Source organism: Roseateles sp. P5_E4, assembly GCF_054049255.1.
This window is the reverse complement of the sequence record NZ_JBFUMS010000012.1, coordinates 68,049-91,383: the sequence shown is the minus strand read 5'-3', so window position 1 is coordinate 91,383 and position 23,335 is coordinate 68,049. Positions and strand designations below refer to the sequence as shown.

Annotated in this window: 21 protein-coding genes; 4 read left to right on the top strand and 17 right to left on the bottom strand. The window is 67.0% G+C overall.

The annotated features are described in order from the left end of the window. The first annotated feature begins 16 nt into the window (after positions 1–16). Positions 17–757 carry an adenosylcobinamide-GDP ribazoletransferase gene (gene cobS / locus ACXJLH_RS22085; protein ID WP_457446281.1) on the top strand — a complete coding sequence of 247 codons (741 nt, stop codon included), beginning with the start codon at positions 17–19 and terminating at the stop codon, positions 755–757. A gap of 5 nt (positions 758–762) precedes the next feature. Further along, positions 763–1,284, top strand: a complete 522-nt coding sequence (locus tag ACXJLH_RS22080) for a histidine phosphatase family protein (protein WP_457446279.1) — start codon at positions 763–765, stop codon at positions 1,282–1,284. On the opposite strand, the gene ACXJLH_RS22075 is transcribed toward ACXJLH_RS22080, so the two are convergent. From ACXJLH_RS22075 to ACXJLH_RS22055, 5 genes are all read right to left on the bottom strand, one after another. Continuing rightward, positions 1,259–3,277, bottom strand: a complete 2,019-nt coding sequence (locus ACXJLH_RS22075) for a prolyl oligopeptidase family serine peptidase (protein WP_457446277.1) — start codon at positions 3,275–3,277, stop codon at positions 1,259–1,261. The two genes, ACXJLH_RS22080 and ACXJLH_RS22075, sit on opposite strands and share 26 nt — an antisense overlap. Positions 3,278–3,359: 82 nt before the next feature. Next, positions 3,360–4,208: a Tim44 domain-containing protein gene (locus ACXJLH_RS22070; protein ID WP_457325145.1), complete on the bottom strand. Its 849-nt coding sequence runs from the start codon at positions 4,206–4,208 to the stop codon at positions 3,360–3,362. 57 nt (positions 4,209–4,265) lie between these two features. Next, positions 4,266–4,970, bottom strand: coding sequence for an SDR family NAD(P)-dependent oxidoreductase (locus tag ACXJLH_RS22065; protein WP_457352860.1), 705 nt, complete (start codon positions 4,968–4,970; stop codon positions 4,266–4,268). A gap of 2 nt (positions 4,971–4,972) precedes the next feature. Beyond that, on the bottom strand, positions 4,973–5,563 hold the full coding sequence (locus ACXJLH_RS22060) for a pseudouridine synthase (protein ID WP_457352858.1): 591 nt from the start codon (positions 5,561–5,563) through the stop codon (positions 4,973–4,975). After that, positions 5,563–6,465, bottom strand: a complete 903-nt coding sequence (locus ACXJLH_RS22055; protein WP_056201946.1) for a DMT family transporter — start codon at positions 6,463–6,465, stop codon at positions 5,563–5,565. Before ACXJLH_RS22055 ends, ACXJLH_RS22060 begins: the two co-directional genes overlap by 1 nt. 63 nt (positions 6,466–6,528) lie before the next feature. Here ACXJLH_RS22055 and ACXJLH_RS22050 point away from each other — a divergent pair, with 63 nt between their 5' ends. Beyond that, on the top strand, positions 6,529–7,518 hold the full coding sequence (locus ACXJLH_RS22050) for a quinone oxidoreductase family protein (RefSeq protein ID WP_457446275.1): 990 nt from the start codon (positions 6,529–6,531) through the stop codon (positions 7,516–7,518). A gap of 4 nt (positions 7,519–7,522) precedes the next feature. Here the strand turns inward: ACXJLH_RS22050 and ACXJLH_RS22045 are convergent, their stop codons facing one another. Together ACXJLH_RS22045 and lspA are read right to left on the bottom strand one after the other, a co-directional pair. Next, a complete protein-coding gene (locus tag ACXJLH_RS22045) occupies positions 7,523–8,992 on the bottom strand; it encodes an ATP-binding protein (protein ID WP_457446274.1) in 1,470 nt (489 codons plus the stop codon). An 83-nt stretch (positions 8,993–9,075) separates the two neighbouring features. Beyond that, on the bottom strand, positions 9,076–9,570 hold the full coding sequence (gene lspA, locus ACXJLH_RS22040; RefSeq protein ID WP_457446272.1) for a signal peptidase II: 495 nt from the start codon (positions 9,568–9,570) through the stop codon (positions 9,076–9,078). Between the two features lie 113 nt (positions 9,571–9,683). On the opposite strand from lspA, the gene ACXJLH_RS22035 reads away from it, so the two are divergent. Beyond that, positions 9,684–10,190, top strand: a complete 507-nt coding sequence (locus ACXJLH_RS22035; protein ID WP_056201958.1) for a hypothetical protein — start codon at positions 9,684–9,686, stop codon at positions 10,188–10,190. A gap of 235 nt (positions 10,191–10,425) precedes the next feature. Here the strand turns inward: ACXJLH_RS22035 and ileS are convergent, their stop codons facing one another. From ileS to ACXJLH_RS21985, 10 genes are all read right to left on the bottom strand, one after another. Further along, a complete protein-coding gene (gene ileS / locus ACXJLH_RS22030) occupies positions 10,426–13,248 on the bottom strand; it encodes an isoleucine--tRNA ligase (RefSeq protein ID WP_457446270.1) in 2,823 nt (940 codons plus the stop codon). Positions 13,249–13,321: 73 nt separating this feature from the next. Beyond that, positions 13,322–14,338: a bifunctional riboflavin kinase/FAD synthetase gene (locus ACXJLH_RS22025; RefSeq protein WP_056201961.1), complete on the bottom strand. Its 1,017-nt coding sequence runs from the start codon at positions 14,336–14,338 to the stop codon at positions 13,322–13,324. Positions 14,339–14,359: 21 nt separating this feature from the next. After that, positions 14,360–15,097: a 16S rRNA pseudouridine(516) synthase gene (locus ACXJLH_RS22020; RefSeq protein WP_457446268.1), complete on the bottom strand. Its 738-nt coding sequence runs from the start codon at positions 15,095–15,097 to the stop codon at positions 14,360–14,362. Continuing rightward, positions 15,094–15,648, bottom strand: a complete 555-nt coding sequence (locus tag ACXJLH_RS22015; protein ID WP_056201967.1) for a DUF3617 domain-containing protein — start codon at positions 15,646–15,648, stop codon at positions 15,094–15,096. Before ACXJLH_RS22015 ends, ACXJLH_RS22020 begins: the two co-directional genes overlap by 4 nt. A 49-nt stretch (positions 15,649–15,697) precedes the next feature. Then, on the bottom strand, positions 15,698–16,825 hold the full coding sequence (locus tag ACXJLH_RS22010; protein WP_457446266.1) for an acyl-CoA dehydrogenase family protein: 1,128 nt from the start codon (positions 16,823–16,825) through the stop codon (positions 15,698–15,700). Between the two features lie 16 nt (positions 16,826–16,841). Then, entirely contained in the window at positions 16,842–18,041 is a 1,200-nt protein-coding gene (locus ACXJLH_RS22005; protein ID WP_457325247.1) for an acyl-CoA dehydrogenase family protein, read from the bottom strand. Between the two features lie 145 nt (positions 18,042–18,186). Next, a complete protein-coding gene (locus ACXJLH_RS22000) occupies positions 18,187–19,095 on the bottom strand; it encodes a PEP-CTERM sorting domain-containing protein (protein ID WP_056201975.1) in 909 nt (302 codons plus the stop codon). A gap of 172 nt (positions 19,096–19,267) precedes the next feature. Further along, the gene (gene prsT / locus ACXJLH_RS21995) at positions 19,268–22,072 is read right to left on the bottom strand and encodes an XrtA/PEP-CTERM system TPR-repeat protein PrsT (RefSeq protein ID WP_457446264.1); all 2,805 of its coding nucleotides are present in this window, start codon (positions 22,070–22,072) and stop codon (positions 19,268–19,270) included. Between the two features lie 56 nt (positions 22,073–22,128). Then, complete coding sequence (locus ACXJLH_RS21990) at positions 22,129–22,689, bottom strand: retropepsin-like aspartic protease family protein (protein WP_457325664.1); 561 nt, start codon at positions 22,687–22,689, stop codon at positions 22,129–22,131. Positions 22,690–22,799: 110 nt separating this feature from the next. Next, on the bottom strand, positions 22,800–23,288 hold the full coding sequence (locus tag ACXJLH_RS21985) for a YajQ family cyclic di-GMP-binding protein (RefSeq protein WP_056201983.1): 489 nt from the start codon (positions 23,286–23,288) through the stop codon (positions 22,800–22,802). Positions 23,289–23,335: the final 47 nt, after the last annotated feature.

Here is a 23,335-nt window from a genome sequence, read left to right as displayed (position 1 = left end):
GCTTTTCCTTGTTGCATTGCAGTTCCTGACGCGGCTGCCGGTGCGGCTGGAGGGCTTCGAGCCGGCCTGGCTGAACGATTGCGTGCGGCACTTCCCGCTGGTGGGCGCGCTGGTCGGTGGCGTCGGCGCAGTGGTGCTGGCGGGGGCCGGTCATTTGTGGCCGGCCTGGGTGGCCGCGGTGCTGGCGCTCGCGGCCACCGTCGTGCTGACCGGCGGCTTCCACGAAGATGGCTTGGCCGACACCTTCGATGCGCTGGGTGGCGTGGTCAGTCGCGACAAGGCGCTGACGATCATGAAGGATTCGCGCATCGGCAGCTATGGCGCTTTGGCGTTGGGCCTGAGCTTGTTGCTACGCGCCGCGCTGTTGGCCGTGTTGGCGACGCGGCCGCTGCTGGGTGCCGTGGCCGCCTTGCTGGCCAGCCACGCCTTTGCTCGCGCGGCGGCCGTGGGCGTGATGGTCAGCCTGCCCTACGGCGGCGATGCGGAGCATGCCAAGGCCAAGCCACTGGCAATGGCCGTGGCGCCCCGCAATTTCGCCATCGCGCTGGGCTGGTGCGGCTTGCTGTTGCTGGCGCTCGCCGCCGGAGGCGTTGATCTGCCGCGCTTGCTGGCCGCCGCAGGCGCAGCAGCGGCTGCCGCAGTACTGATGCACCAATGGCTGAAGCGCCGCCTCGGCGGCTACACCGGCGATGGGCTGGGCGCGACCGAGCAACTGGCCGAGATCGCCGTGCTGCTGGCCTTCACGGCCTCGTTCTGAGGCCTGTGTTCACGATCTGGCGCCACCCCAAGCCCATCGGTGCTGCGGGTCGCTGCATCGGTGGCCGCACCGACCTTCCCGTCGACCCGCGCAAAGCCAAGCGCCTGGCCCATCGCATTCGCACGCATGCACGCCGGCAGGGGCTGCCGCGCGAGGTCGTCACTTCGCCGCTCGCGCGCGCCGCGTCGGTGGGGCGTTGGCTGAAGCGATGGGGCTTCCTGTGGTGCGTCGACCCAGCCTTGGCGGAGATGAACTTCGGCAGCTGGGACGGCCAGCCCTGGAGCGCCATCTCCGCGGCGGAATTCGAGCGCTGGACGCGCGACTTCTGCGGCTTCGAGTTCGACGGTGGTGAGTCACTCAATGCGCTGCTGGCGCGGGCGGCGGCTTGGCAGCCGCCCTGCGCCTTGGGGGTGGGGCATGGCGGCTGGATCACCGCTCGGCACTGGCAGGGCGCGCCTCCAATGCCATCGAGCTGGCCCAGGCCGCCCGCCTATGGCCGGCCTACTTCAGCACGGTCTGCTGCATGAACAGCACCGTGGCATAGAACTGGAAGTCCTGGTTGTCCTTCTTCTGGAAGCCATGGCCTTCGTTTTCCGCGCGCAGATACCAGACCGGCGTGCCACCCTGGCGCACGGTCGCGACGATCTGCTCGGCCTCGGTGTAGGGCACGCGCGGGTCGTTCTTGCCCTGGATGACGAAGAGGGGCTTCTTGATCCTGACTGCATTGGTCAGCGGTGAGATCTTGTCGAGATGCGTCTTCATCGCCGGGTCGCGCTCATCGCCGTATTCCACCCGGCGCAGGTCGCGGCGGTAGCTCTCGGTGTTGTTCAGGAAGGTCACGAAGTGCGAGATGCCGACGACATCGATGGAACCGGCGATGCGGTCGGCGTAGTTCGTCGACACGGCCAGCGTCATGTAGCCGCCGTAGCTGCCGCCGGTGACGAGCACGCGCGAGGCGTCGAGGTCGGGTTGGGTGGCAATCCAGTCGAGCAGGGCGCCGACGTCCTTGACCGAGTCCTCGCGCTTGAAGCCGTTGTCCATCGCCAGGAAGCTCTTGCCGTAGCCGCTGGAGCCTCGCACATTGGGCTGGATCAGGGCCATGCCCAGCTCCTGCACGTAGTAAGCGTTGCGGCCCAGGAAGCCGAAACTGGCCTGGGACTCGGGGCCACCGTGGATGGAGATCAGCACCGGGCGCTTGCCGGAGAACTTCTTCGGTGGGGCGGTGAGCAGACCCGAGATCATCGTGCCGTCAAAGCTCTTCCAGCGCACGATCTTCTGCTCGCTGAAAGCGGCAGTGTCGACACCAGGCGCGGCTGTGGCGCGCGTCCATTGCTGGACCTTGCCGTCCGTGCCCAGCGAATAGATCTGGCTCGGGCCCTGGGCATTGCTGATTGAGAAAGCGAGCTCACCGCGACCGTGGTGGTAGGAAGCGGCGCCGACATTGCCCTCGGGCAGTTTCGGCAGGGCGGCGGCCGGTACTTCCTTGGCAGTCGCCGCATCGAAGAAATGCAGCTCGTCGCGGCCATCCACATTGAACTGGGCCGCCAGCCTGGCACCGTCCTCGGTCAGCGTGACACCGCTGACGTCCCAAGGGATGTGGCTGCTGACACGGTCGATGCGGCCGCTGGCGAGATCCAGCTTCATCAGCTCGCGGAACTCGCCGGCGCGGTCGCTGGCAATCCACAGCGAGCGGCCATCGGGCGCCCAGCCGGCGGGCGAGTAGGTGGCCTTGGCCTCCTGGCTGCCAACGGCCGGTGCGACCTGCTTGGCAACGCCGCTGGCGAGGTCCAGCATCCAGATCTGCGATTCATTGGCCGACAGATAGCGCGTCAGCGACACCAGACGCTCGTCGGGCGAGGGGCTGCCCGCGAACCAGCCGCCGCCGTCCAGCTCGGCCAGCTTGCGCCGCGTCTCGGGCTTTTCGGGGTCCATCAACCACAGCGTGGTGGTGATCTTGGTGCGCGTGCCGCCCTGGGCGGTGCGGTCGATGGGCACCGATGAGTAGACGAGCTGGCCGCTCCTGCGCAGCCAGGTGTTGATTGAGTGGCGCTCGTCGGGGTTGGTCAGCAGCACCGGCTGGGCACCGGCCTGGTTCAGCGGCAGGCGATAGAGCTGCGCGACTTCGTTGCCACCGGTGGCGCGCTCGAAGACGATGTACTGACCGTTGCGCGGTTCGTAGGTCGCGCGCACGACCGGGTCGATGCCGTCGGTGAGCTGCTCGCCATCGGTCAGCGGTGTCGTCATGCGAAAGATCTGCGCCGTGTTGGCACCGGCCTTGCGGTGGCTGACCAGCATCTCGCGCTGGGTCGGGTGCCAGTCGGCGAAGGCATGGCCGCGGAAGTCGTTGTAGCGGCCGATGGCGTCAGCCAGGCTCTGGGGCACGGGCGGGATGCCCTGGATGACCAGGTTCGCATTGGGCGCAACCACGGCCGTGGAGACCGGTGCCGGCGCAGGAGAAGAGGCGCAGGCGGCCAGCAATGCTGTGCCGAGTGCGCAAAGAGAAAGACGCAAACGAATCATGTGGGGCCTCAAAAGGAAATGGGCGCTCGAAGCGCCCATTCTCGACTGGCCCGGACTCGGGTCTAACCCGCTATGCCTTGGGTCATGCGGTCTGCTGGATGCCGGCAATCAGCCAGCCGTCACCGGCCTTGACCAGATGCCAGATCTCGTCGAAGTCCTCCGCGGCCTGTTCGCTCTTCTCGCGCACCAGGCCCGAGAAGCGCACGGAGACAATCTGTTCTCCGGTCTCCGTCGCGACATCGACGACGTTGGCTTCGAGCTGCAGCACCTCGGTGCGCTGAGCCTGTGCGCCGCGCTCCAGCAGATCGTGCTGGATGTTGGCGTACATCTGCGGCGTCGTGAAGCGGCGCAGGTCGGCCTGGTCGCCGGCGTCGTTGGCGGCCTGCAGGCGGATGAAGACCTGCTTGGCGAGCTTCTCGAAGCCCGCGGCGTCGAAGTCCGCGGGGGCTGCGGCAGCGCCGGAAACCGTGGCCGCTGCCGAATTCCACGCCGGCTCGGCTGCCCGGAAGTTGGCGCCGTTGGCGCCGGCGAGCTGCGGCTTCGGCGCGGCGAAGCGGCGCACCAGAAAGCGAATCACGAAGACCGCCACCAGGCCGAGCAGCACCATCGTCATGATGCTGGCCAGTTCGCCGCCAAAACCGAAGTGGCTGGCCAGCGCGGCCAGGCCCAGGCCTGCGGCCAGGCCGGCAATGGGGCCAAGCCAGGAGCGTTTGGGCGCCGCAGCGGGAGCGGCCGCGGGTGTTGCAGCAGCCTGTTTGCCGGGAGCAGCTTGCTGGGGCGCAGGCTGCTGGGCCGGCGGCGTTTGTGGCGCGGTCTGGGTAGGCACGCTGCGCTTCAGGCCACCACTGGAGAGGCGTTTGGCCTCGGCGTCATGGGCGGGCAGCGTGACGGCCAGCAGGGTGGCGAGGGTCACAGCAAAGATGCGGTTCAAGCGAGTTCTCCAGAAGCTTGGAAACGAACCGGCAGATGCAGGTTCGGATCAGGATTTTCAAGCGTCTCTGATATCGGAAACCACGGTTTTTCCGAAGTCTGGCCGCATGAGAAAGCGAACAATCGCCGCAGCCGTGTCGGCCGCCGTCTGCAACTGGCCGCCATCTTTCAGGCCCTGGAAGCGGGTTTGCTCGGGGAACCGGGTGGGGTCGGCGCCGCGCAATTGCACCTGCATGTCGGTGTCGATGACGCCCGGCGCCAGTGAGACGACGCCGACGCCAGGCTCTTCCAGGGCCAGGGCGCGGCTGAGATGGTCCAGCCCGGCCTTGATGGCGCAGTAGGCTGCGCTGCCGGCCATGGCGCGGCGGCCCAGGCCCGATGAGATGCTCAGGATGCGTCGCGTCGGCACGCCCACCGTTTCGGCCAGGAAGACACGGCTCAGCAGCGTTGGCGCTTCCAGGCCGACGCGTAGCGCGGCCGACAGGCTGGTGAGATCGGAGGACGCCAGCGGGCCGGGCTCGCTGAGCAGGGCGGCGTTGTTGACCAGCGTTGCACTTTCCCAGCGCTTGTTGGCGCGCAACCAGGCCTGCAGGTGTTCCGCAGCAGCAATCGGGTCCGCCAGATCAAGCGCCCATTGCTCCGCTTGCAGCGCCGGGTTGGTCTTGCGAGCGATGCCGATCACCGTGTTATCGGCTTGCGTGAGCTGTTGAACCAGTGCCGCGCCCAGGCCGCGTGAACTGCCGGTGACGATGTAGAGATGCATGCTCAGAACTCCGGTGGGCTGATGAAGTGATGGTCGCCGATTCGCAGTTCGCTGGCATGCAGCAGCAGGCGTGGGCTGGCGGCAGCGATGTCGGGCGCGGCATAGAGCGTGTCGCCCAGCATGGCATGCCCGATGGCGGCGAGATGCACGCGCAATTGATGGGTGCGACCGGTCAGGGGCTCGAGGGCCACGCGCGTGTGATCGCCTTCATGGCCGAGCACGCGCCAACGCGTCTGCGAGGGCTTGCCGTGTTCGAAGTTGACCTGCTGGCGCGGCCGGTTGGGCCAGTCGGCGCCGACCGGCAGGTCGATGAGGCCTTCGCCCTCGAGATGGCCGGCGACGACGGCGACGTAGAGCTTGTCGATGCGGCGCCCGGCGAAGTCGGCGCTGAGATCGCGTTGGGCGTCGAGGCCGCGGGCGAACAGCAGCAGGCCCGAAGTGGCCTGGTCGAGGCGATGCACGACCAACGCGTCGGGGTAGAGCATTTGCACGCGTGCGCTGGCGCAATCGGGCTCGCGGCGGCCCGGCACGCTGAGCAGGCCGGTGGGCTTGTCGATGACGACCAGGCGGTCGTCGGCGTGCAGCACCCGCATCAACGTGAAGAGACGAGGATGCCTGCTGCGATCAGCGCGAAGGCGACTCCGTGATACCAGGCCGGCGCGACGCCCAGCAGCGCCGCCGAGATGACGGCGGCAAACACCGGCGTGAGATTGACGAAGAAACCGGCCAACGCCGGCCCGGCCTCGGCCACGCCCAGGCCCCAGCAGCGGTAGGCAATCAGCGACGGACCGATGGCGACATAGGCGAGCACGGCGACCAGGGTCGGGCTCCAGTGGATGGCGGCCGGTGCAACGCCCTGTTCCACGCCCGCCGCCACGCCCGAGAACACCACGCCGAACATCAGCTGGGCCATCAGCATCTCGGCCCAGTTCCAGTCCGGCCGTTCGCCTGGGCGCAGCCCGCGCACCGGCCGCGCCAGCATCCAGGAGTAGATGGCCCAGGTGAAGAGGGCCAGGAGCATCAACAGGTCGCCGGGTACAAATTGCACGGCCAGCAGGGCGGCGGGGTCGCCGCGTGCGATAACGACGGCCACGCCGAGCAGCGACAGGGCTGCGCCGGCCAGCTGGCGGCGAGTCGGCTTCACGCCGTAGAAGACGGCACCCACGCCGAGCATCCAGACCGGCATGCTGGCGGTGATCAGCGTGACGTTCAGCGGCGACGAGGTGTGCAGCGCCAAGTATTGCAGCGAGTTGTAGCAACCCATGCCAAGAAAGCCCAGCCAGGCCAGACCACGCCAGCGCTTCAAGGCCTCCCGCGGGTCGGCCAGCAGGCGGCGGGCCAGCGGAGCCAGCAGCACGAAGGCGAGCAGCCAGCGCAACGCGTTCAGCGCCATCGGCGGGATGTCGTTGCGCACCATGCGGCCGATGACGGCGTTGCCGGCCCACAGCAGTGGTGGCAGCGTCAACAGCAGAGCAAGGCGTGGGGTCAGTTTCATCAGGCGCCGCCGCGTGGGCCAAAGGGCTGGCACGATACCGGACTCGCGAACAGGAGACGCCGCATGAGTGAAAAAGCCGTTGTCATCGAAGCTCCGGGCGGGGCCGAGCAACTGAAGCTGATGGACGTGGAGGTCGGCGCCCCAGGTCCGGGCGAGATCCGCATCCGCCACGAGGCCTGCGGGCTGAACTACATCGACGTCTACCACCGCAACGGCACCTACGCCTTGCCGCTGCCGGCGCGGCTGGGCATGGAAGGCGCGGGCGTTGTCGAGGCGGTGGGCGAGGGTGTCACCCACCTGAAGGCCGGCGACCGCGCGGCCTATGCCAGCAATCCACCGGGGGCATACGCGACCGCTCGTGTGATGCCCGCCAAATGCGTGCTCAAACTGCCTGACGCCATCGATTTCGAGACCGCCGCGGCCATGATGCTCAAGGGTCTGACGGTGCAATACCTGCTGCGCAAGACCCTGCCCCAGGGTGGCCTGCAGCCGGGCGACTTTGTGCTCTTTCACGCGGCGGCCGGCGGTGTCGGGCTGATTGCCTGCCAGTGGGCGCGCGCACTGGGCCTGCAGCTCATCGGCACCGCAGGCAGCGACGAGAAATGCCAGCTGGCGTTGGACAACGGCGCGGCACATGCCATCAACTACCGCCGTGATACGGACTTCGCCGCCAAGGTGCGCGAGATCACCGGCGGGCGCGGCGTGAAGGTCGTTTACGACTCGGTCGGTGCCGACACCTGGGAGGGCTCGTTGAACAGCCTGGCGCCTTTTGGCCTGCTGGCCAGCTTCGGCGGTGCCTCGGGTCCGGTGCCGCCCTTCAGCGTGAGCACGCTGGCGGCCAAGGGCTCCATCTATGTGACGCGGCCGACGCTGTTCACGCACATCGCCACGCGCGAGGCCACGCAGGCCATGGGCGACGAGCTGTTCGAGATGGTGGCCAGCAGCCAGGTCAAGGTCCGCATCGACAAGCGCTATACGCTGGCGGACGCGGCGCAGTCCCACCGCGATCTGGAAGCCCGCCAGTTGGTGGGCAGCGCCGTGCTGCTGCCCTGAAACTTTAAGCCGGCGCCCGGCCGAGTTGCAGCTCGAAGCTGAAGGAGGAGCCGACGCCGGGCTCGCTCTCGACGGTGATCTCGCCACTCATCAGACTGACGAGGCGCTGCACGATGGTCAGCCCCAGGCCCGTGCCACCGTAGCGGCGCGTGATGCTGCCATCGGCCTGGGTGAAGGGGTCGAAGATCTGGCCGATCTGGTCGCGCGTCATGCCGATGCCGGTGTCGGTGACGGCCACGCGCAGCCGCAGGCGGTCGGGGCCGTCACCGTCGCGCGCGTCGGCCAGGGCGATCTCGATGCGTACTTCGCCGCGCTCGGTGAACTTCAGTGCATTGCCAATCAGGTTGATCAGCACCTGGCGCAGCCGCAGGGCGTCGCCTACCAGCCAGGACGGCACGCCCGGCTGTACGCGGGCGTGCAGCTGGATGCCCTTGTCATGCGCCTGTAGCAGCAGAGGCTGCAGGGATTCGCCGAGGCAGTCGTGCAGGCTGAAGGGCTGCTCGTCGATGACGATGCGGCCGGCCTCGATCTTGGCCACGTCCAGCAGGTCGTTGATGATGGTCATCAGCCCCTTGGCCGACTGGTGGGCCATGCCGATGAAGCGGCGCTGGCGCTCGTTGAGTTCAGTCTGCAGCACCAGTTCGGTCAGGCCGAGCACGCCATTCATCGGCGTGCGGATCTCGTGGCTCATATTGGCCAGGAAGCTGCTCTTGGCCTGGCTGGCAGTCTCGGCGGCCTCGCGTGCGGCGACCAGGGCCGCCTGGCTGGCCTTGAGATCGGCGATGTCGTGGGCATTGAAGAGCATGACCGTGTCGCCGGTGACCGGGTCGCGCATGGGCCGCGCGTCCAGTGCATGCCAACGCAGGCCGGCCAGCGTCTGCAACTCGACGTCCTGGTGGCAGGTCTGGCCGCGCTGCACGCGGCCCAGGATGCTGGCGGCATCGCCAATGTGAGCAAACAGGCGGGTGAACTCGGTCTGGTCGGGGCCGGGCGGCGTGTCACCGAACGTCAGGGCCGCAGCCGGGTTGCGCATCAGCAGTTCGCCCTGGCCGAGGCCGAAAACGGCGATGCGCACCGAGGTGTGTTGCACAGCCTCAACGCCGCGCAGCATGGCGAGATCGGCACCACCGCCCAGCGAATCGGCCGCGAACAGCATGACCTGACGGCGTTCCGGCGTGCGCATGCCGCGCGACACCAGCATGACCGTCGTCGGCTCGCCCTTGGGATAGAGAGTCCACTGCTCGCGGACGATCTTGCCCTGCGCATGGTCGGCCGCCGTGACGGCCAGGCGCTCGCGCACGGCATCGCCATGCTCGGAAAAGTCGCGCGACAGGAATTCCTCGGCGCTGTCGGCATGCCAGAAGCGCAGGGCTGCGGCATTGGCCCAGAGATTGCGCTGTTGTTCGGGGTCGAAGACCCACAGAGGAACGTCGAGCCAGTCGTAATGGCTCAGGCTGGCGAAGTCGAGGAGCATGTGGGCGCGTTGAGAGGCGCGCGATTGTCACCGCTCGTCACATCTGTCGCCCGTGAACTACTGCGCGGCCGCGCCGCGCAGGTTCAACCGCGGCGCACTCGGCGCAATTCGTCCAGGATCAGCAGGACGGCGCCGACGGTGATGGCGCTGTCGGCGACGTTGAAAGCAGGGAAATACCAGCTTCGAGCGTGAACCTGGATGAAGTCGACGACGTAGCCGTGGATGGCGCGGTCGATGACATTGCCTAGCGCGCCACCCAGAATCAGCGTCAACGCCCAAGCGAACAGCTTCTGGTGGCCGTGGCGGCGCAGCATCCAGATGATGAAGCCGGCCGCGGCCAGGCCCAGGCCGAGGAAGAACCAGCGTTGCCAGCCGGAGGCGCCATGCAGGAAGCTGAAAGCGGCGCCGAAGTTGTGGGCGCGCACGACGTCGAAGAAGCTGGTGACTGGGTGCACGTCACCGAGCTGGAAGGTGCGCAGGATGAGCAGCTTGGTGAGCTGGTCGGCCAGGATGATGAGGGCGGCAATCAGCAGCCAGGAAGTCAGGCCGGAGGACGAGGACGACGAGCGAGAAGGCATGGAATGGGGTCGCGAGGCGAGGGCCGCCAATGTAACTTGCCGCCGAGCCGGGGCTTGTAGGCGCAGGAGAAGCGGCGTAGAAGCGGAACTCTCCCTGCTCGCTGGAGGATCCCATGCGAAAGCGCATCTACTGGTTGCTGCCCCACCTGAGCAGCGCGCGGCGCACGATGGACGAGCTGTTGCTCGCCCGCATCACCGAACACCACATCCATTTCGTCGCCGCCGAAGGTGCCGCGATGGACGGTCTTCACGCGGCCAATGTGCTGCAGACCTCGGACCTGGTCGAGGCGGCCCAGAACGGCGCGCTGATCGGCTCCGGCCTCGGCGCCGCGGGCGGCGTTGCGGCGGCTCTGGCGATCAGCGCGGCCTCTCCGGCGGCGGTCGTCATCGGCCTGGCGGCCGTAGGCGCCATGCTGGGCACCTGGTCGTCCAGCATGATCGGCAGCTCCACGCCGAGCCGGCGCTTGAAACGCTTCGAGGCGGCCATCGAGCAAGGCCAATACCTGCTCATCGTCGACGTGCCCCGCTCGCGCATCACCGAGATCGAGGAACTGCTGGCTCGCACCCACCCCGAAGCGCACTTCGAGGGGATGGAGCCGAACGTGCCTGCGTTCCCGTGAGCCCCTCGTCCGGTCTCACTCCGGCTGAACGCCGGTGAGGCCAGCCGGTCTTGCAGACCGCGCAGCCGGCAGAGTGGCTGCTCTTCGGCAGGCACGACAAGTCCTCAGGACTTGCCGTGTCCGGCCTCAGCCCCCGAGGGGACGGCGATGCATGCGGCATTGAGCCGCATGCACATCGCCTGCGGGCCGACTTGGGACGGCCCGGCGTCGGTCCGCGTCAAAAACCAGCGCGTGCTTACGCGACGGTGCGGGTCTCGCCCGCGCCGTAGAGGTTGCTGTCGCAGCGCCCGCAGAGCGTCGGGTGAGCCGCAATGCTGCCGACGTCGGCGCGGTAGTGCCAGCAGCGCTCACACTTGGCATGGGCGCTGGGCGTGACGACGACGCCCAGTTCGCCTGCTGATGCCAAGCGCACGGCCGACGTGATGAAGACGAAGCGCAGGTCGTCACCCAGGCTGGCCAACAGCATCTGGTCCTGCTCGTTTACCTTGAGCACCAGTTCGGCCTGCAGCGAGGCGCCGACAGCACCCGTCGTGCGCACCGCCTCGATGGCCTTGTTGACCTCATCGCGGATCTCGTGGATGCGATGCCATTTGGCCAGCAGCGCTAAATCCGTCTTGCCGAAGTCCCAATAGGTCTCCGTGAAGATGCTCTCGCCCTTGCCGAAGATCGCCCACGCCTCCTCGGCCGTGAAGCTGAGGAAGGGCGCCATCCAGCGCAGCATGGCGTGCGTGATTTGCCACAGCGCCGTCTGTGCGGATCGGCGGGCCAGGCTCTTGGGCGCGGTCGTGTAGAGGCGGTCCTTCAGCACGTCCAGGTAGAAGGCGCCGAGGTCCTCGGAGCAGTAGACCTGGAGTTTCGACACCACCGGGTGGAACTCGTAGCGCTCGAAGTGGGCCAGGATGTCGGCCTGCAATTCGGCGGCACGAGCCAGCGCGTAGCGGTCGACTTCCAGCAGATCGCCGGGTGCGACCGTGTCCGTTGCCGGGTCGAAGTCGCTGACGTTGGCGAGCAGGAAGCGCAGCGTGTTGCGGATGCGGCGGTAGCTGTCGACGACGCGGGCCAGGATCTTTTCGTCCAGGCCGAGGTCGCCCGAGTAGTCGGTTGCGGCCGTCCACAGGCGCAGGATCTCGGCGCCGAACTTGTCCGACACGGCTTGCGGCGCGACGACGTTGCCCATGGACTTGCTCATCTTGCGGCCCTGGCCGTCAACGACGAAGCCGTGCGTCAGCAGCCCCCGGTAGGGCGCGCGGCCATAGAGGGCGCAGGCGATCAGCAGCGACGAATGGAACCAGCCGCGGTGCTGGTCGTGGCCTTCGAGATAAAGGTCGGCCTCGGGGCCGCTGTCGTGGCCCGCTCCCTGGTGGCTGCCCTTGAGCACATGCTCGAAGGTGGAGCCGGAGTCAAACCAGACGTCGAGGATGTCGTTGCCCTTGGTGTACTGGGCCGCCTCAGCACCCAGCCACTCGACGGCGTCGAGCTTGGACCAGGCCTCGATGCCGTTCTGCTCCACCAGCTGGGCCGCGCGCTCGATGAACTCCAGCGTCTTCGGATGCGCCTCGCCCGTGTCCTTGTGCAGGAAGATAGGCAGCGGCACGCCCCAGCTGCGCTGGCGGGAGATGCACCAGTCGGGACGGCCGGCGATCATGTCGTGCAGGCGGGCGCGGCCGTTCTCGGGGTAGAAGCTGGTGGCTTCGATAGCGGCCAGCGCGGTCTTGCGCAGGCTGTCGGGCGCCTTGTTCGTCGTGAACAAGCCGTCGCCCTCATCCATGCGCACGAACCACTGCGCCGCCGCGCGGTAGATGACCGGCGTCTTGTGCCGCCAGCAGTGTGGGTAGCTGTGGGTCAGCTTGCTTTGCGCCATCAGGCGGCCGGCGTCCTGCAGCGCCTGCGCGATGACGGGGTTGGCCTTCCAGATGTGCTGGCCGCCGAACAGCGGCAGGTCGGCGGCGTAGGCGCCGTTGCCCTGCACGGGGTTGAGGATGTCGTCGAAGGCCAGTCCGTGGGCGACGCAGGACTGGAAGTCGTCCAGGCCATAGGCGGGTGCGGAATGGACGACGCCGGTGCCGTCTTCGGCAGTCGCGTAGTCGGCCAGGTAGACCGGGCTTTCGCGGTCATAGCCGGGGTCGACGTGGGCCAGCGGATGCTTGAACTTCTGCAGCTCCAGCTTGCGGCCTGGCACCACGGCGACGACGCTGCCTTCGAGCTGCCAGCGCGCCAGGCACTTCTCCACCAGCGCCTCTGCGACGACGAAGTAGCCCTTGGCCGTGTCGACCAGCGCGTAGGGCAGCTCGGGGTTCAGGTTGAGCGCCTGGTTGGCGGGGATGGTCCAGGGCGTGGTCGTCCAGATGACGGTGAAGGCGTCCTTCGTCAGCGGCGCCACGCCAAACGCGGCGGCCAGCTTCTCGGGCTCGGCCGACAGGAAGGCCACATCGACGGCCGGCGACTGCTTGTCCGCGTACTCGATCTCGAACTCGGCCAGGGACGAGCCGCAGTCGAAGCACCAGTACACAGGCTTCAAGCCGCGGTAGACGAAACCGCGCTCGAACATCCGCTTCAGCACGCGGATCTCGCCGGCCTCGTTAGCGTAGTTCATCGTCTTGTACGGGTTGTCCCATTCGCCCAGCACGCCCAGGCGCTTGAAGTCCGTGCGCTGGCCGTCGATCTGCTCGGTGGCGTAGGCGCGGCTCTTGGCCTGCACCTCGTCGCGCGGCAAGCCGCGACCGAAGGTCTTCTCGATCTGGTTCTCGATGGGCAGGCCGTGGCAGTCCCAGCCTGGGATGTAAGCCGCGTCGAAGCCCGCCAGCTGGCGCGCCTTGACGATCATGTCCTTGAGGATCTTGTTGGCCGCGTGGCCGATGTGGATCTGGCCATTGGCATAAGGCGGGCCGTCGTGCAGCACGAACTTCGGCGCGCCGCAGCGGGCGTCGCGCAGGCGCTTGTACAGGCCTTGCTCGTCCCAGGCCTTGACCCAGCCCGGTTCGCGCTTGGGCAGGTCGCCGCGCATCGGGAAGGGCGTGTCGGGCAGGTTGAGCGTGGAGCGGTAGTCCGGGGTGGTCATGGCATGCGGCCAGGCGGCGTGCCTGGCGATCAAGAAGCGGGGAGGGCGGAGCGAAGAGCGGCGGGGAGCCGCTTCAAATTCGGTCGCGCGTGGTCTGGCGTCGCTGGGCGGCGTGGGTGGCCAGGAAGGCGCGCGCCGCCGCCGTGTCGGCTGCGATGGCAGCCGTGAGCGCTTCAAGCCCGTCGTACCTGGCTTCGTCGCGAAGTTTGTGCAGCAGTTCCACGCGGGCGAGTTTACCGTAGCCCCCCTCGGGGCCGAGGGGCCACCGCAGGCAATGCACCTCCAGCAGCACGCGGCCGGCATCTTCGACGGTGGGCCGCCGGCCCAGGCTGGCGACGCCCGGCAGCGGCTCGGGCGTCAGGCCATGCACCAGCACCGCGAAGATGCCCTGGGCGGCCGGCTTGTCATGGTCGAAGCGCAGGTTCAAGGTGCGAAAGCCGTCGGCCGCGCCGGGGGCGCTCTCGCCCAGTTGGCGGCCCAGCTTGCGCCCGTGCGTGATGTGGCCCGAGATGGCATAGGGCCGACCCAGCAGCGCCGCGGCGGCCGCCATGTCGCCCGCGGCCAGCGCCTCGCGCACGGCCGAGCTGCTGACGCGCAGGCCGTGCACCTCGTAGCTCATCATGCGGGCCACGTCGAAGCCGCGCGCCTGGCCGGCGGCATCCAGCGTCGCATAGTCGCCCTGGCGCTTGGCACCAAAGCGGAAGTCGTCACCGACCAGCACATAGCGAGCGCCCAGGCCGTCGACAAGCACCTGGCGGATGAAGTCCGGCGCCGGCAGTGAGGCCAGGGCCTCGTCGAAGCGCAGGATGACGACCTGGTCGACACCGCAGCGCTCCAGCTCCACGAGCTTGTCGCGCAGATTGGCGATGCGGGCGGGCGCGAGTTCGGGCTTGTGGGCCTTGGCGGCGAAGAAGTCGCGCGGATGCGGCTCGAAGCTCAGCACGCAGGTCGGCAGCCCGCGGTGGCGGGCCTCTGACTGCAGCAGCGCCAGCATGGCCTGGTGCCCGCGGTGCACGCCGTCGAAGTTGCCGATGGTCAGTGCGCAGGCAGGTGCGATGCCGGGGTGGTGGAAGCCTCTGAAAACTCGCATGGGCTCATTGTCCCCGCTGCGTCATTGGCCCCAGACCTCCGCAGGGCTCGCCACCCAGCGCCATTGGCCGGGCGCCAGGTCGGCCGGCAGCGTCAGCGCGCCGAACTGCGGCCGGTGCAGGGCCTCGACGCGGTTGCCGACGGCCGCGACCATGCGCTTGACCTGGTGGTATTTCCCTTCGACAAGGGTCAGCCGCAGCAGCGTCTCGTCGGCGATCGCGGCGCCGTCGGCCTTGCTGATCTCGGGCGGTCGCTGGAACTTGGCCGGAAGCTTGCTCTCTGGCTCCTTCAGCTCGACGCCGGCCAGCAACTGCTCGACCATGGTCGCCGTCAGCGGATGCTTGCAGCGCGCTTCGTAGACCTTGGGCACATGGTGCTTGGGCGAGGTCAGCTTGTGGATCAAGGTGCCGTCGTCGGTCAGCAGCAGCAGGCCGGTCGTGTCTTCATCGAGCCGACCGATGGGCTGCACGCCGCGCTCGCGCAGCGGCGCTGGCAGCAGGCTGAGCACGCTGGGGTGGTGCTTGGGCTTTTGCGAGCATTCGTAGCCGGCCGGCTTGTTCAGCAGGATCAGTGCCTTGTCGTAGCAGGGCCACTCCAGGCCACCGACCGTGAAGCGCATGCCTTGAGTCTCGAACTCGGCCTCCGGGTCGTCGACGACTTCGCCGTTGACCGACACCTCGCCGTTCCATACCAGCCCTGCGCACAGGCGCCGCGTTCCGAAGCCCTGGCTGAAGAGGATCTGTGAGAGCCGCTGCTTCACGGCGTGGCTTTGGGCCGAGCCTGAATGGGCTGGATGTTGCCGCAGTCGGCGCTGATCCAATGGCCTTCGCCGCTGACGGCCGTGGTCACGGTCTTGCCGTCGCGCTGGCGGGTCAGCTTGACGTCGCTGGTGAAGGCGGTGTTGCCTTGCAAGGTGGTCGTGCCCTCACCCTCGGTGGCCGGGTCGGTGCAGACGAAATGGCTGTGGATGACATTGCCGCTGCGGCGGACATCGTGGGTGCAGTTGCCGGCCGGATGAGAGGGCGTGAGGTCGCGCTTGACCTGCTCCTCGGTGAGGCAGCTCTTGACAGTGACCGCACCACCCGCGAAATCCATGCTGACGCCGCGCTTGGCCATCATCTCCTGCATCATCTGTTTCTGCGCCGGGGGCATGCTTTCCATGGCCTTCTGGGCCTTTTCCATCTGCGCCTTGCGTTCGGGATCGACCTGGGTGGTCTGTTTCATCTCCCACAGGCCCGGCTTCATCATCTGGGCCGAGGCGGAAGTCGCCAGCGCGACCAGGGAAAGGGCAATACAGCGAGCAGCGATCATGGCAAGGTCTCCCGAATGAAAGCGTGGTGAGACCTTGGCTCCTTCACGCTCAGGCAAACACGCCCGCAGTATCCAACATGCTCTGGCTGACCTGACCCAGGTGATGCATGGTGTCGCCCCATTGCATCTCCATGACGGTCAAGCGCTTGAAGTAGTGGCTGCCGGCGTATTCGTCGGTGACGCCGATGCCGCCGTGCAGCTGGGTGCACTGCTGGCCAACGAAGCGCATCGAGTTGCCAAGCTGCACCTTGGCCTGCGACAGCGCGCGGCGGCGCACGGCGGGCGTGTCGCCCAGGCGCAGTGTGGCGTAGTAGCTCATCGAGCGGGCCAGTTCGAGCTGCATCTTCACGTCGGCGATACGGTGCTTGAGCGCCTGGAAGCTGGAGATCACGACGCCGAACTGCTTGCGCGTGTTCATGTACTCGACGGTCAGCGCGAGGTACTTCTCCATGACGCCGATGGCCTCGGCAGCCTGCGCGGCAATGCCGATGTCGGCGGCCAGTTCCAGCAGGGCATGGCCTTGGTCGGGACCGGCGATGAGCTGGGCGGGCGTGTTGTCGAAGTGGACCTCGGCCGCGCGCGAGCCGTCATAGAGCGAATAGGGCCGCGTGTGCACGCCGGCCGCCGAGCGTTCGACGAGGTAGAGGGCTACACCGTGCGGGGCGTCGTCGGTGCCGGACACGCGGGCCGGCACGATGAAGGCGTCGGCGACGTCGCCAGCCGGCACCAGGCTCTTCACGCCGGTCAGCTTGCCGTCGACGGCGCGCGTGGCTACCTGATTCAGGCGGTAGCGCGATTTGGCCTCCTGGTGCGCGAGCACGACGAGGGCCTCGCCACCGGCGATGCGTGGCAGCCAGGTGGCCTGCAGTTCATCGGGCGCGCGTCCGAGCAGCGCCGGCGCGATCAGCGCGCCCTGCGCCACCGGCTCCATGACGAGGCCGCGACCGAGCTCTTCCATGACCACCATCGCCTCGACGGCGCCGAAACCCATGCCACCGTGTGCCTCAGGCACTGCCAGCGCGGTCAGGCCCAGGCCCGCCAGGCCGTCCCAGGCGGCGCGGTCGAAACCGCCAGCGCGCTCGATCTTTGTTCGGCGCTCGAAGGCGTAGTCCTTGTCGACAAAGCGGCGCACCGCGTCGCGCAGGGCTTCCTGGTCTTCACTGAAATCGAAATCCATTTGTCTTGTCTCCCGCTCAGCCAAGCACCGTCTGCGCGACGATGTTGCGCTGCACTTCGTTCGAGCCGCCGTAGATCGTCGTCTTGCGGACGTTCAGGTAGTTGCCGGTCAGCGGGATGGCGTGCATGGCGCCGCCGATCCAGGCACCGCCCAGCCACTGGTCGCCTTGCCAGCCGGCCTCCATGGCCTCGTGCACATAGGGCAGGGCCAGCGGGCCACCGGCCAGCATCATCAGCTCGGTGTAGCGCTGCTGCAGTTCGCTGCCGCGGATCTTGAGCAGGCCCGCGACGTCCAGCGGCTGCTTGCCGGTGCGCTCGCCCGACAGCACGCGCAGCACCATCATCTCCAGCGCCACGACGTCGACTTCGCACAGCGCGATCTGGTCGCGGAAGCGCTGGTCGTCCATGAGGCCTTCGGCCTTGGCGATGCGCTTGAGCCGCTCGAGTTCGCGCTTGGCGCGGTTCACGTCGGCGATGTTGGTGCGCTCGTGGGAGAGCAGGTGCTTGGCATAGGTCCAGCCCTTGTTTTCCTCGCCGATCAGGTTCTCGGCGGGCACCTCGACGTTGTCGAACCAGACCTCGTTCACCTCGTGCTCGCCGTCGAGCATGATGATGGGCTTGACGCTGACGCCGGGCGTCTTCATGTCGATCAACAGGAATGAGATGCCGGTCTGCGGCTTGCCTTCGGTCGATGTGCGCACCAGGCAGAAGATCCAGTCGCCGTACTGGCCCAGCGTCGTCCAGGTCTTTTGGCCGTTGACGATGAACTTGTCGCCCTGGCGCTCGGCGCGGCATTTCAGCGAGGCCAGGTCAGAGCCCGAACCGGGTTCGCTATAGCCCTGGCTCCACCAGACCTCGCCGCTCATGATGCCGGGCAGGAAGCGCTGCTGCTGCTCCGGCGTGCCAAAGGCCATGATGACCGGCGCGACCATGACCGGGCCGAAGGGCACGATGCGCGGCGCGCAGGCCAGCGCACATTCCTCTTCGAACAGATGGCGCTGCACGGCATTCCATCCTGGGCCGCCGAACTGCTTGGGCCAGGCCCAGCCATGCCAGCCCTTGGCGCCGAGGATCTTGGCCCAGCGCTGCAGATCGTCCTTGTTCAAGCGCAGCGCGTTGCGTACCTTGTGGGCGATATCGGCCGGCAGGTTGGCGCGCACCCAGTCGCGCACCTCGGCGCGGAAGGCCAGCTCCGCATCGGTGAAGTTGAGGTCCATGTCTCGCCGTGTTGTCGTGATGGGAATACCCGGCTTTTAGCACGGTCGTTCGCATCCTGGCTGTCCGGCCTGGGACAGAACAGCGAGCTGGTTTCCAGAAAGCAGAAAGCCGCCCGGAGGCGGCTTTCAGTCGAGATGACTCGGATCAGGCGGCGAGCTTTGCCTTGCGGCGACGCAGGCCGGCGACACCGACCAGAGCGACGCTGGTCAGGGCCAGCGAGGCGGGCTCGGGCAGCTTGAGGTTGGTGCCACCGCAGACGCCCTTGGAATCGACGGCTTGCGTGCACTTGGTGCCGGCCACGGCGTAGAGCTTGAAGAAATCGTCGCCATTGGTCAGCGTGGCGCGGTTTTCGGTCGCGATGCTGTTGGCGCCACCGGCCGTCTGAGCAAAACCGGAGTTGTAGGCGCTAATCAGCCACCAGCTGGACGTCTTGCCGGCGCCGTTGACCGAGTTGTAGGGATTGCTGGTGTCCTGAACCATGTCGCCATAGTTGCCAACCAGTTCCCAGCCGGCCATCGTGCCGGCTGCAGCGCCAGTCAGCGTGGGCGCTGCGGCGCCGGTCCAGCGGAACACGGACACATCAACCAGGCCGGTGCCGACTTGCGTGGTACCTGCACCGCAGGTGCCGCCGTTTTGGTACGTCATCGCCTGCGTGGTGGTGTTCTTGCAGCTGATCTCGACGTTGGACGTGAAGCCAAGGCCGACGCTGCTCAGCACGGTCGAAGCGCTGAAGCTCAGCAGCACCGCCTCGGTATTCTGGTTATTGTCCAATGCGTGATAGGGCGAGCCGTTGTCGGTGCCGGTGTACATGCCCTGGCCGTTGCCCGCGAACTGGGTCAGCGCGCTGCTGGTCCAGTTGCCATTGACCTTGTTGTTGACGTCGTTGGAGGCGTAGAAGCCCGACATCTGAACCGTGTAGGCGGCGTTGCCGCTATCGCCGACCGTGGTGGTGGGCGTGGTGTCCAGGCCCCAGTAGGCTTGGGCGCTCGAAGCCAGGCTCAAGCCGGCGACGAGGGCGCTCAGGGCAATCCAGCGGGACTTTTGGGCTTTCATCGGTTTTCCTTTTGGGCTGTCACCAGCTTTTATTCGCATTCGAGAGGTTTCTAGCAAGCTTGATGCCAAACCAGAAAACTCCTTGACTTTCAATGTCTTGCCAATTTGATCAGGGTGGTGACTGTTGGAAATTGTAAGAACAACCGACAGCCAAATAAGGCCTTTCGCCCCCTCAGTTGAGGGTGGCCAGCAATTTCTTGGCGTCCTCGGCCGAGGCAAAACTCACGGTGCGCAAAGCGGCACGGAGTTCCTCGCGCGCTTCACCGCTGCGCCCCGCCTTGGCGAGCACCGCGGCAAGGTGGTAGCGAATGTCGGGGTTGTCGGGCGCTCGCAGGCGGGCGTCGCGCAGCAATTGCAACGCGCGATCGGGTTTCCCGGCGAGGTGGTTGGCCCAACCGGCGGTGTCCATCAACATGGGGTTGCGGATGTCGACCTTGTAGGCGCGCTCGGCCATCTCCAAGGCGCCGGGGTCTTTCGACTCCATCAGCACGTTGGCGAGGTTGTTCAGCGTTTCGGCATGGTTGGGACGCTGCTTCAGGATGGCTTCGTACTGCTTGCGCGCAGCGGCGAAGTCGCGCGCGTGCAAGTGCTGCACAGCGACGGCGTTGCGCACCGCGAGGTCGCTGGGGCTGCGCTTGAGCCAGGCGTCTCCCAGCTCGACGGCGGCCTTGGGACCACTCTGGTTGCCGACGGCGCGCATCAAACGCACCAGGCTGGCCTGGGATTTCTCGATGTCATGGGCCTTGCGCAGCGCGTCGATGGCGGCCGTGGCCTGGCCCCGGTAGGTGGCGACTTCGGCAAGCAGGTTGTAGCCGAGCGCCGACTTGGGCGCTGCCTGGATGACCTGTTTGGCGCGCTGCTCCGACTTCGCCGCATCGCCCTGCGTCAGCTCGATGCTGGCGAGCATGGCCTGGGCCGGCAGATAGTCGGGGTTGCCGCTCAGAGCCTTGTCAAGGCTGTAGGCAGCGCCGGCGTAGTCCTTGATGCCGACTTGCTGGCGCGCGACTTCCAGCAGGCGCGGTGCATCGAAGGCGGCGCGGCGGGCGGCATTGGTCAATGTGGTCTTGGCCCCGGCCGCGTCGCCGTTGGCAGCCTGGGCGCTGGCATAGGCCTGCAGGGCTTCGACATCCTCGGGCAGCTTGGCCAGCAAGAACTTGGCCGCGTCGACCGCGCGGGCCGGCTGGCCTTTGCGCAGGTGCCAGGCGACGAGGGCGAAATTGGCGCGCGTTTCGCGGGCGCTGCTGGCCTCTGCGGCACTTTCCAGCCATTTGAGTGCCTCGTCGTCCTTGCCCCACAGTTCGTTCAGCAGGGCTAGTTCGAACAGCACATTGGTATTGCGCTCGTCATTTTTCAGAACTTCCCGCAGCCGCTTGTTGGCGGCTTCGAAATTGCCAGTCACGGTGTCGATGCGAACCAGGCCCAGGCGGGCCTCCATCAGCTGCGGGTCGAGCTTGAGCGCCTTCTCATAGCCGGAGCGTCCGCCGGGATAGTCGCCCGCCTGGGTCTTGGCATAGGCCTGGACCATGAGGACGGTTGCATTGTTCGGGTTGGCGCGCGCCAGGGTATCGGCCACGGCCAGGGCCTTGGGGGCCTGGCCTTCGCGCAGATACAGGGTGACCAGCGCCAGCCCGGCATAGGTCTGCTTGGGGTCGCTCTTGTAGGCCTTGGCAAGTTCGTCGGCTGCGGGTGTCGCCTTCCCGCTTTGCAGCAGGGACAGGCCCAAAGCCGTGCGGTACTCCGGCGAATCCTTGGCCTTGATCGCGTCCTGCATCAGCGCGACGGCGCGCGAGTGCCGCCCCTGGCTCATGTGGGCGGAAGCCAGCATCAGCAATGCCTGGCCGTCGCCCGGCCGGGCCTTCACGTAGGCGTCCAGCAATTCGACGGCGCGGTTGACGTTGGGTTCCTTCAATGCGACCTGGGCCAGCAGCTTGACGAGAGGGCTGCCGGGTTGCTGGCGGGAGGCCAGTTCCAGGAAGGGCTTGGACTTTTCCAGCTCGCCCAGGCTGTAGTGCGCCAGGCCGTTGAGCATCAGCAACTGGGTGCGGTAGCGGATGTACTCGATGGGGACAGGGTCCAGCAGGTCGGTGATCCGTTTCAACGCGGCCCGTGAAGTGGGCGCGTCGTTGGCGCGCTCGGCCAGCACAGCACGCAGATAGGCGCCGCGCGGATCGTTGGGCTTGATGGTCTGGAGCTCGTTGACCTCGGCCAGCGCCTCGGCGTCGCGGTTCAGGTCGATCAGCAGGCCGGCGCGGCCCAGGTGGGATTCGGCATGCTTGGGCTGGGCCTTGAGGGCACGCTCATAGCCGGCCAGCGCCGGGGCGACCTGGCCGTTGGCATGGAAGACGGATGCCTTTTGATAGAGAGCCTCGGCGTTGTCGGGTGAGAGCTTGAGTGCCTGGTCGGCCGCGGCATGGGCCTCGTTGAACTGGCGCCCGCGCACCCGCAGCGGGACTTCGGCGATCCAGCTGTTCACGTCGCTGGTGTTCAGCGCACGTGCATCCAGCACGCTTGCCAGTGCGGCCTTGGTATCGCCCATATCGGACTGAGCCAGAGCGCGCTCCAGCATGAGCTGCTGTTGGATGCCGGATGGCAGGCCGGCGGGCTGAATGCGTGGGTCCTCCAGCGCCTGGGACTGCTTGCCCTGAGCATTCAGCGCCATGACCAGGGCGACGGCAACCTCGGCGCGGTTGACGCCCATGCGGATGGCCTCGCCCAGCTCGAATTCGGCCGCCGCCGGCTGGCTGTCGGCCAGCAAGGCCTTGCCCAGCAGCACGTGGACCGAGAGCTGGCTCTTGTCGGCCTGCAGCGCGTTCTTCAGCTGCACGATGGCGCCGGGAATGTCCCGCTTTTCATACCGCTGCAGAGCGTCTTCGTAGAAGCGCGAGGCTTTGGCGGCGTCCTGGGCGAGCGCGGCGGGGGCGCCGGCAATCAACAGGGCGACCAGCAGGCCAGACAGCAAGGCGGGTTGAAGGGGCATCGAGGCGGACCGGCTAGGGAGGGGCGCCGGATTCTTGCAGAAGCCGCCCGCTGCTATCAGTGCTGCAGCTCCAAAGTCATGACGTCGTTCTCGCGCCGCATCTGGAAGCGGTTCAGAAAGCTGTTGCCAAGCAGCACATGGCTCATCAGGCCGGGGATGACGATGGCCTCGACGTCGCGAACCTCGACGCTGCCGATGCGCACGCTCGCCAACTGGAGCTGATAGGCCGGCACGACGCCATTGGCCGTCTGGGTGACGATGCGCCTGCCGTACATATAGCGCAGGCCCAGCTTTTCGGCCTCGATCTGGCCGATGGAGATGCTGGTCGCCCCGGTGTCGACGAGGAAGCTCGTGACCTGGCCGTTGATCATGCCCAGCGTCGTGAAATGTCCGCCGGGGCCTACGGGCAGCACGATCTGGCGCGGCGGCGCGGCATTCTGCGCAAGCACTCGGCCCGGTGCGGCGCCGAGGGCGAGAGCCTGGCGCCGACCGCCGTATTCCACGACGGCGCGACCATCCTCCAGTGAGATCAACCGGACGCCCTTGACCATGGCGCCGACCTCGACAGTGCGCGGCTCACCGTCGATGACCAACAGGGCCGCGCGTGATCCCAGCATGCCATTGAGCTGGACCTGCGATGGCGGGGGTGGCAGCGGCTGCGCCGGGGCGTGGCTCGTGGCCAGCAACAGGAGAAGGGGCGCAATGAGCCCCGTAAAGCGGCGCATGCTCAATCGCGGAAATTGTTGTAGGTGAGCGGCGTGTCGCTGAAGTTCTTCTTCAGGTGGGCGATGCCGGTCTGCAGGTCGTCGCGGTTCTTGCCGGTCACGCGCACGGCATCACCCTGGATGCTGGCCTGGACCTTGAGCTTGCTTTCCTTCAGCGAGTTCACGATCTTCTTGGCCAGCGCTGCCTCGATGCCTTCCTTGATCTTGTAGACCTGGCGCACCTTGTCGCCACCGAGCTTTTCGATCTTCTCGGCCTTGTCGAGGAAGCTGATCACCACGTCCTGCTTGGTCAGCTTGCCGTACAACACAGCCTCGATCTGCTCCAGCTGGAACTCGCTGTCGCCCGTGGCGTGGATTTCCTTGTCCTTGAGTTCGACCTTGGCGCCCGTGCCCTTGAAGTCAAAACGGGTGCCGATTTCCTTGATGGCGTTGTCCACGCCATTGCGGATCTTGACGTGATCGGGCTCGAGAACAGTGTCGAAGCTGGGCATTTGGGAGGTCGGTAGATGAATCGGCGAAAATTTTGCTGTTTGCGCGC

Bases quoted from the DNA above. Each gene is read 5' to 3' on its own strand.
- ACXJLH_RS22035 (WP_056201958.1), top strand. From the start codon at position 9,684: ATGCGAAAGCGCATCTACTGGTTGCTGCCCCACCTGAGCAGCGCGCGG.
- ACXJLH_RS22005 (WP_457325247.1), bottom strand. From the start codon at position 18,041: ATGGACCTCAACTTCACCGATGCGGAGCTGGCCTTCCGCGCCGAGGTG.
- ACXJLH_RS22050 (WP_457446275.1), top strand. From the start codon at position 6,529: ATGAGTGAAAAAGCCGTTGTCATCGAAGCTCCGGGCGGGGCCGAGCAA.
- ACXJLH_RS21985 (WP_056201983.1), bottom strand. From the start codon at position 23,288: ATGCCCAGCTTCGACACTGTTCTCGAGCCCGATCACGTCAAGATCCGC.
- ACXJLH_RS22000 (WP_056201975.1), bottom strand. From the start codon at position 19,095: ATGAAAGCCCAAAAGTCCCGCTGGATTGCCCTGAGCGCCCTCGTCGCC.
- ACXJLH_RS22010 (WP_457446266.1), bottom strand. From the start codon at position 16,825: ATGGATTTCGATTTCAGTGAAGACCAGGAAGCCCTGCGCGACGCGGTG.
- ileS (WP_457446270.1), bottom strand. From the start codon at position 13,248: ATGACCACCCCGGACTACCGCTCCACGCTCAACCTGCCCGACACGCCC.
- ACXJLH_RS21990 (WP_457325664.1), bottom strand. From the start codon at position 22,689: ATGCTGGGATCACGCGCGGCCCTGTTGGTCATCGACGGTGAGCCGCGC.
- ACXJLH_RS22015 (WP_056201967.1), bottom strand. From the start codon at position 15,648: ATGATCGCTGCTCGCTGTATTGCCCTTTCCCTGGTCGCGCTGGCGACT.
- lspA (WP_457446272.1), bottom strand. From the start codon at position 9,570: ATGCCTTCTCGCTCGTCGTCCTCGTCCTCCGGCCTGACTTCCTGGCTG.
- ACXJLH_RS22025 (WP_056201961.1), bottom strand. From the start codon at position 14,338: ATGCGAGTTTTCAGAGGCTTCCACCACCCCGGCATCGCACCTGCCTGC.
- ACXJLH_RS22075 (WP_457446277.1), bottom strand. From the start codon at position 3,277: ATGATTCGTTTGCGTCTTTCTCTTTGCGCACTCGGCACAGCATTGCTG.
- ACXJLH_RS22055 (WP_056201946.1), bottom strand. From the start codon at position 6,465: ATGAAACTGACCCCACGCCTTGCTCTGCTGTTGACGCTGCCACCACTG.
- ACXJLH_RS22045 (WP_457446274.1), bottom strand. From the start codon at position 8,992: ATGCTCCTCGACTTCGCCAGCCTGAGCCATTACGACTGGCTCGACGTT.
- prsT (WP_457446264.1), bottom strand. From the start codon at position 22,072: ATGCCCCTTCAACCCGCCTTGCTGTCTGGCCTGCTGGTCGCCCTGTTG.
- ACXJLH_RS22065 (WP_457352860.1), bottom strand. From the start codon at position 4,970: ATGCATCTCTACATCGTCACCGGCAGTTCACGCGGCCTGGGCGCGGCA.
- ACXJLH_RS22060 (WP_457352858.1), bottom strand. From the start codon at position 5,563: ATGCGGGTGCTGCACGCCGACGACCGCCTGGTCGTCATCGACAAGCCC.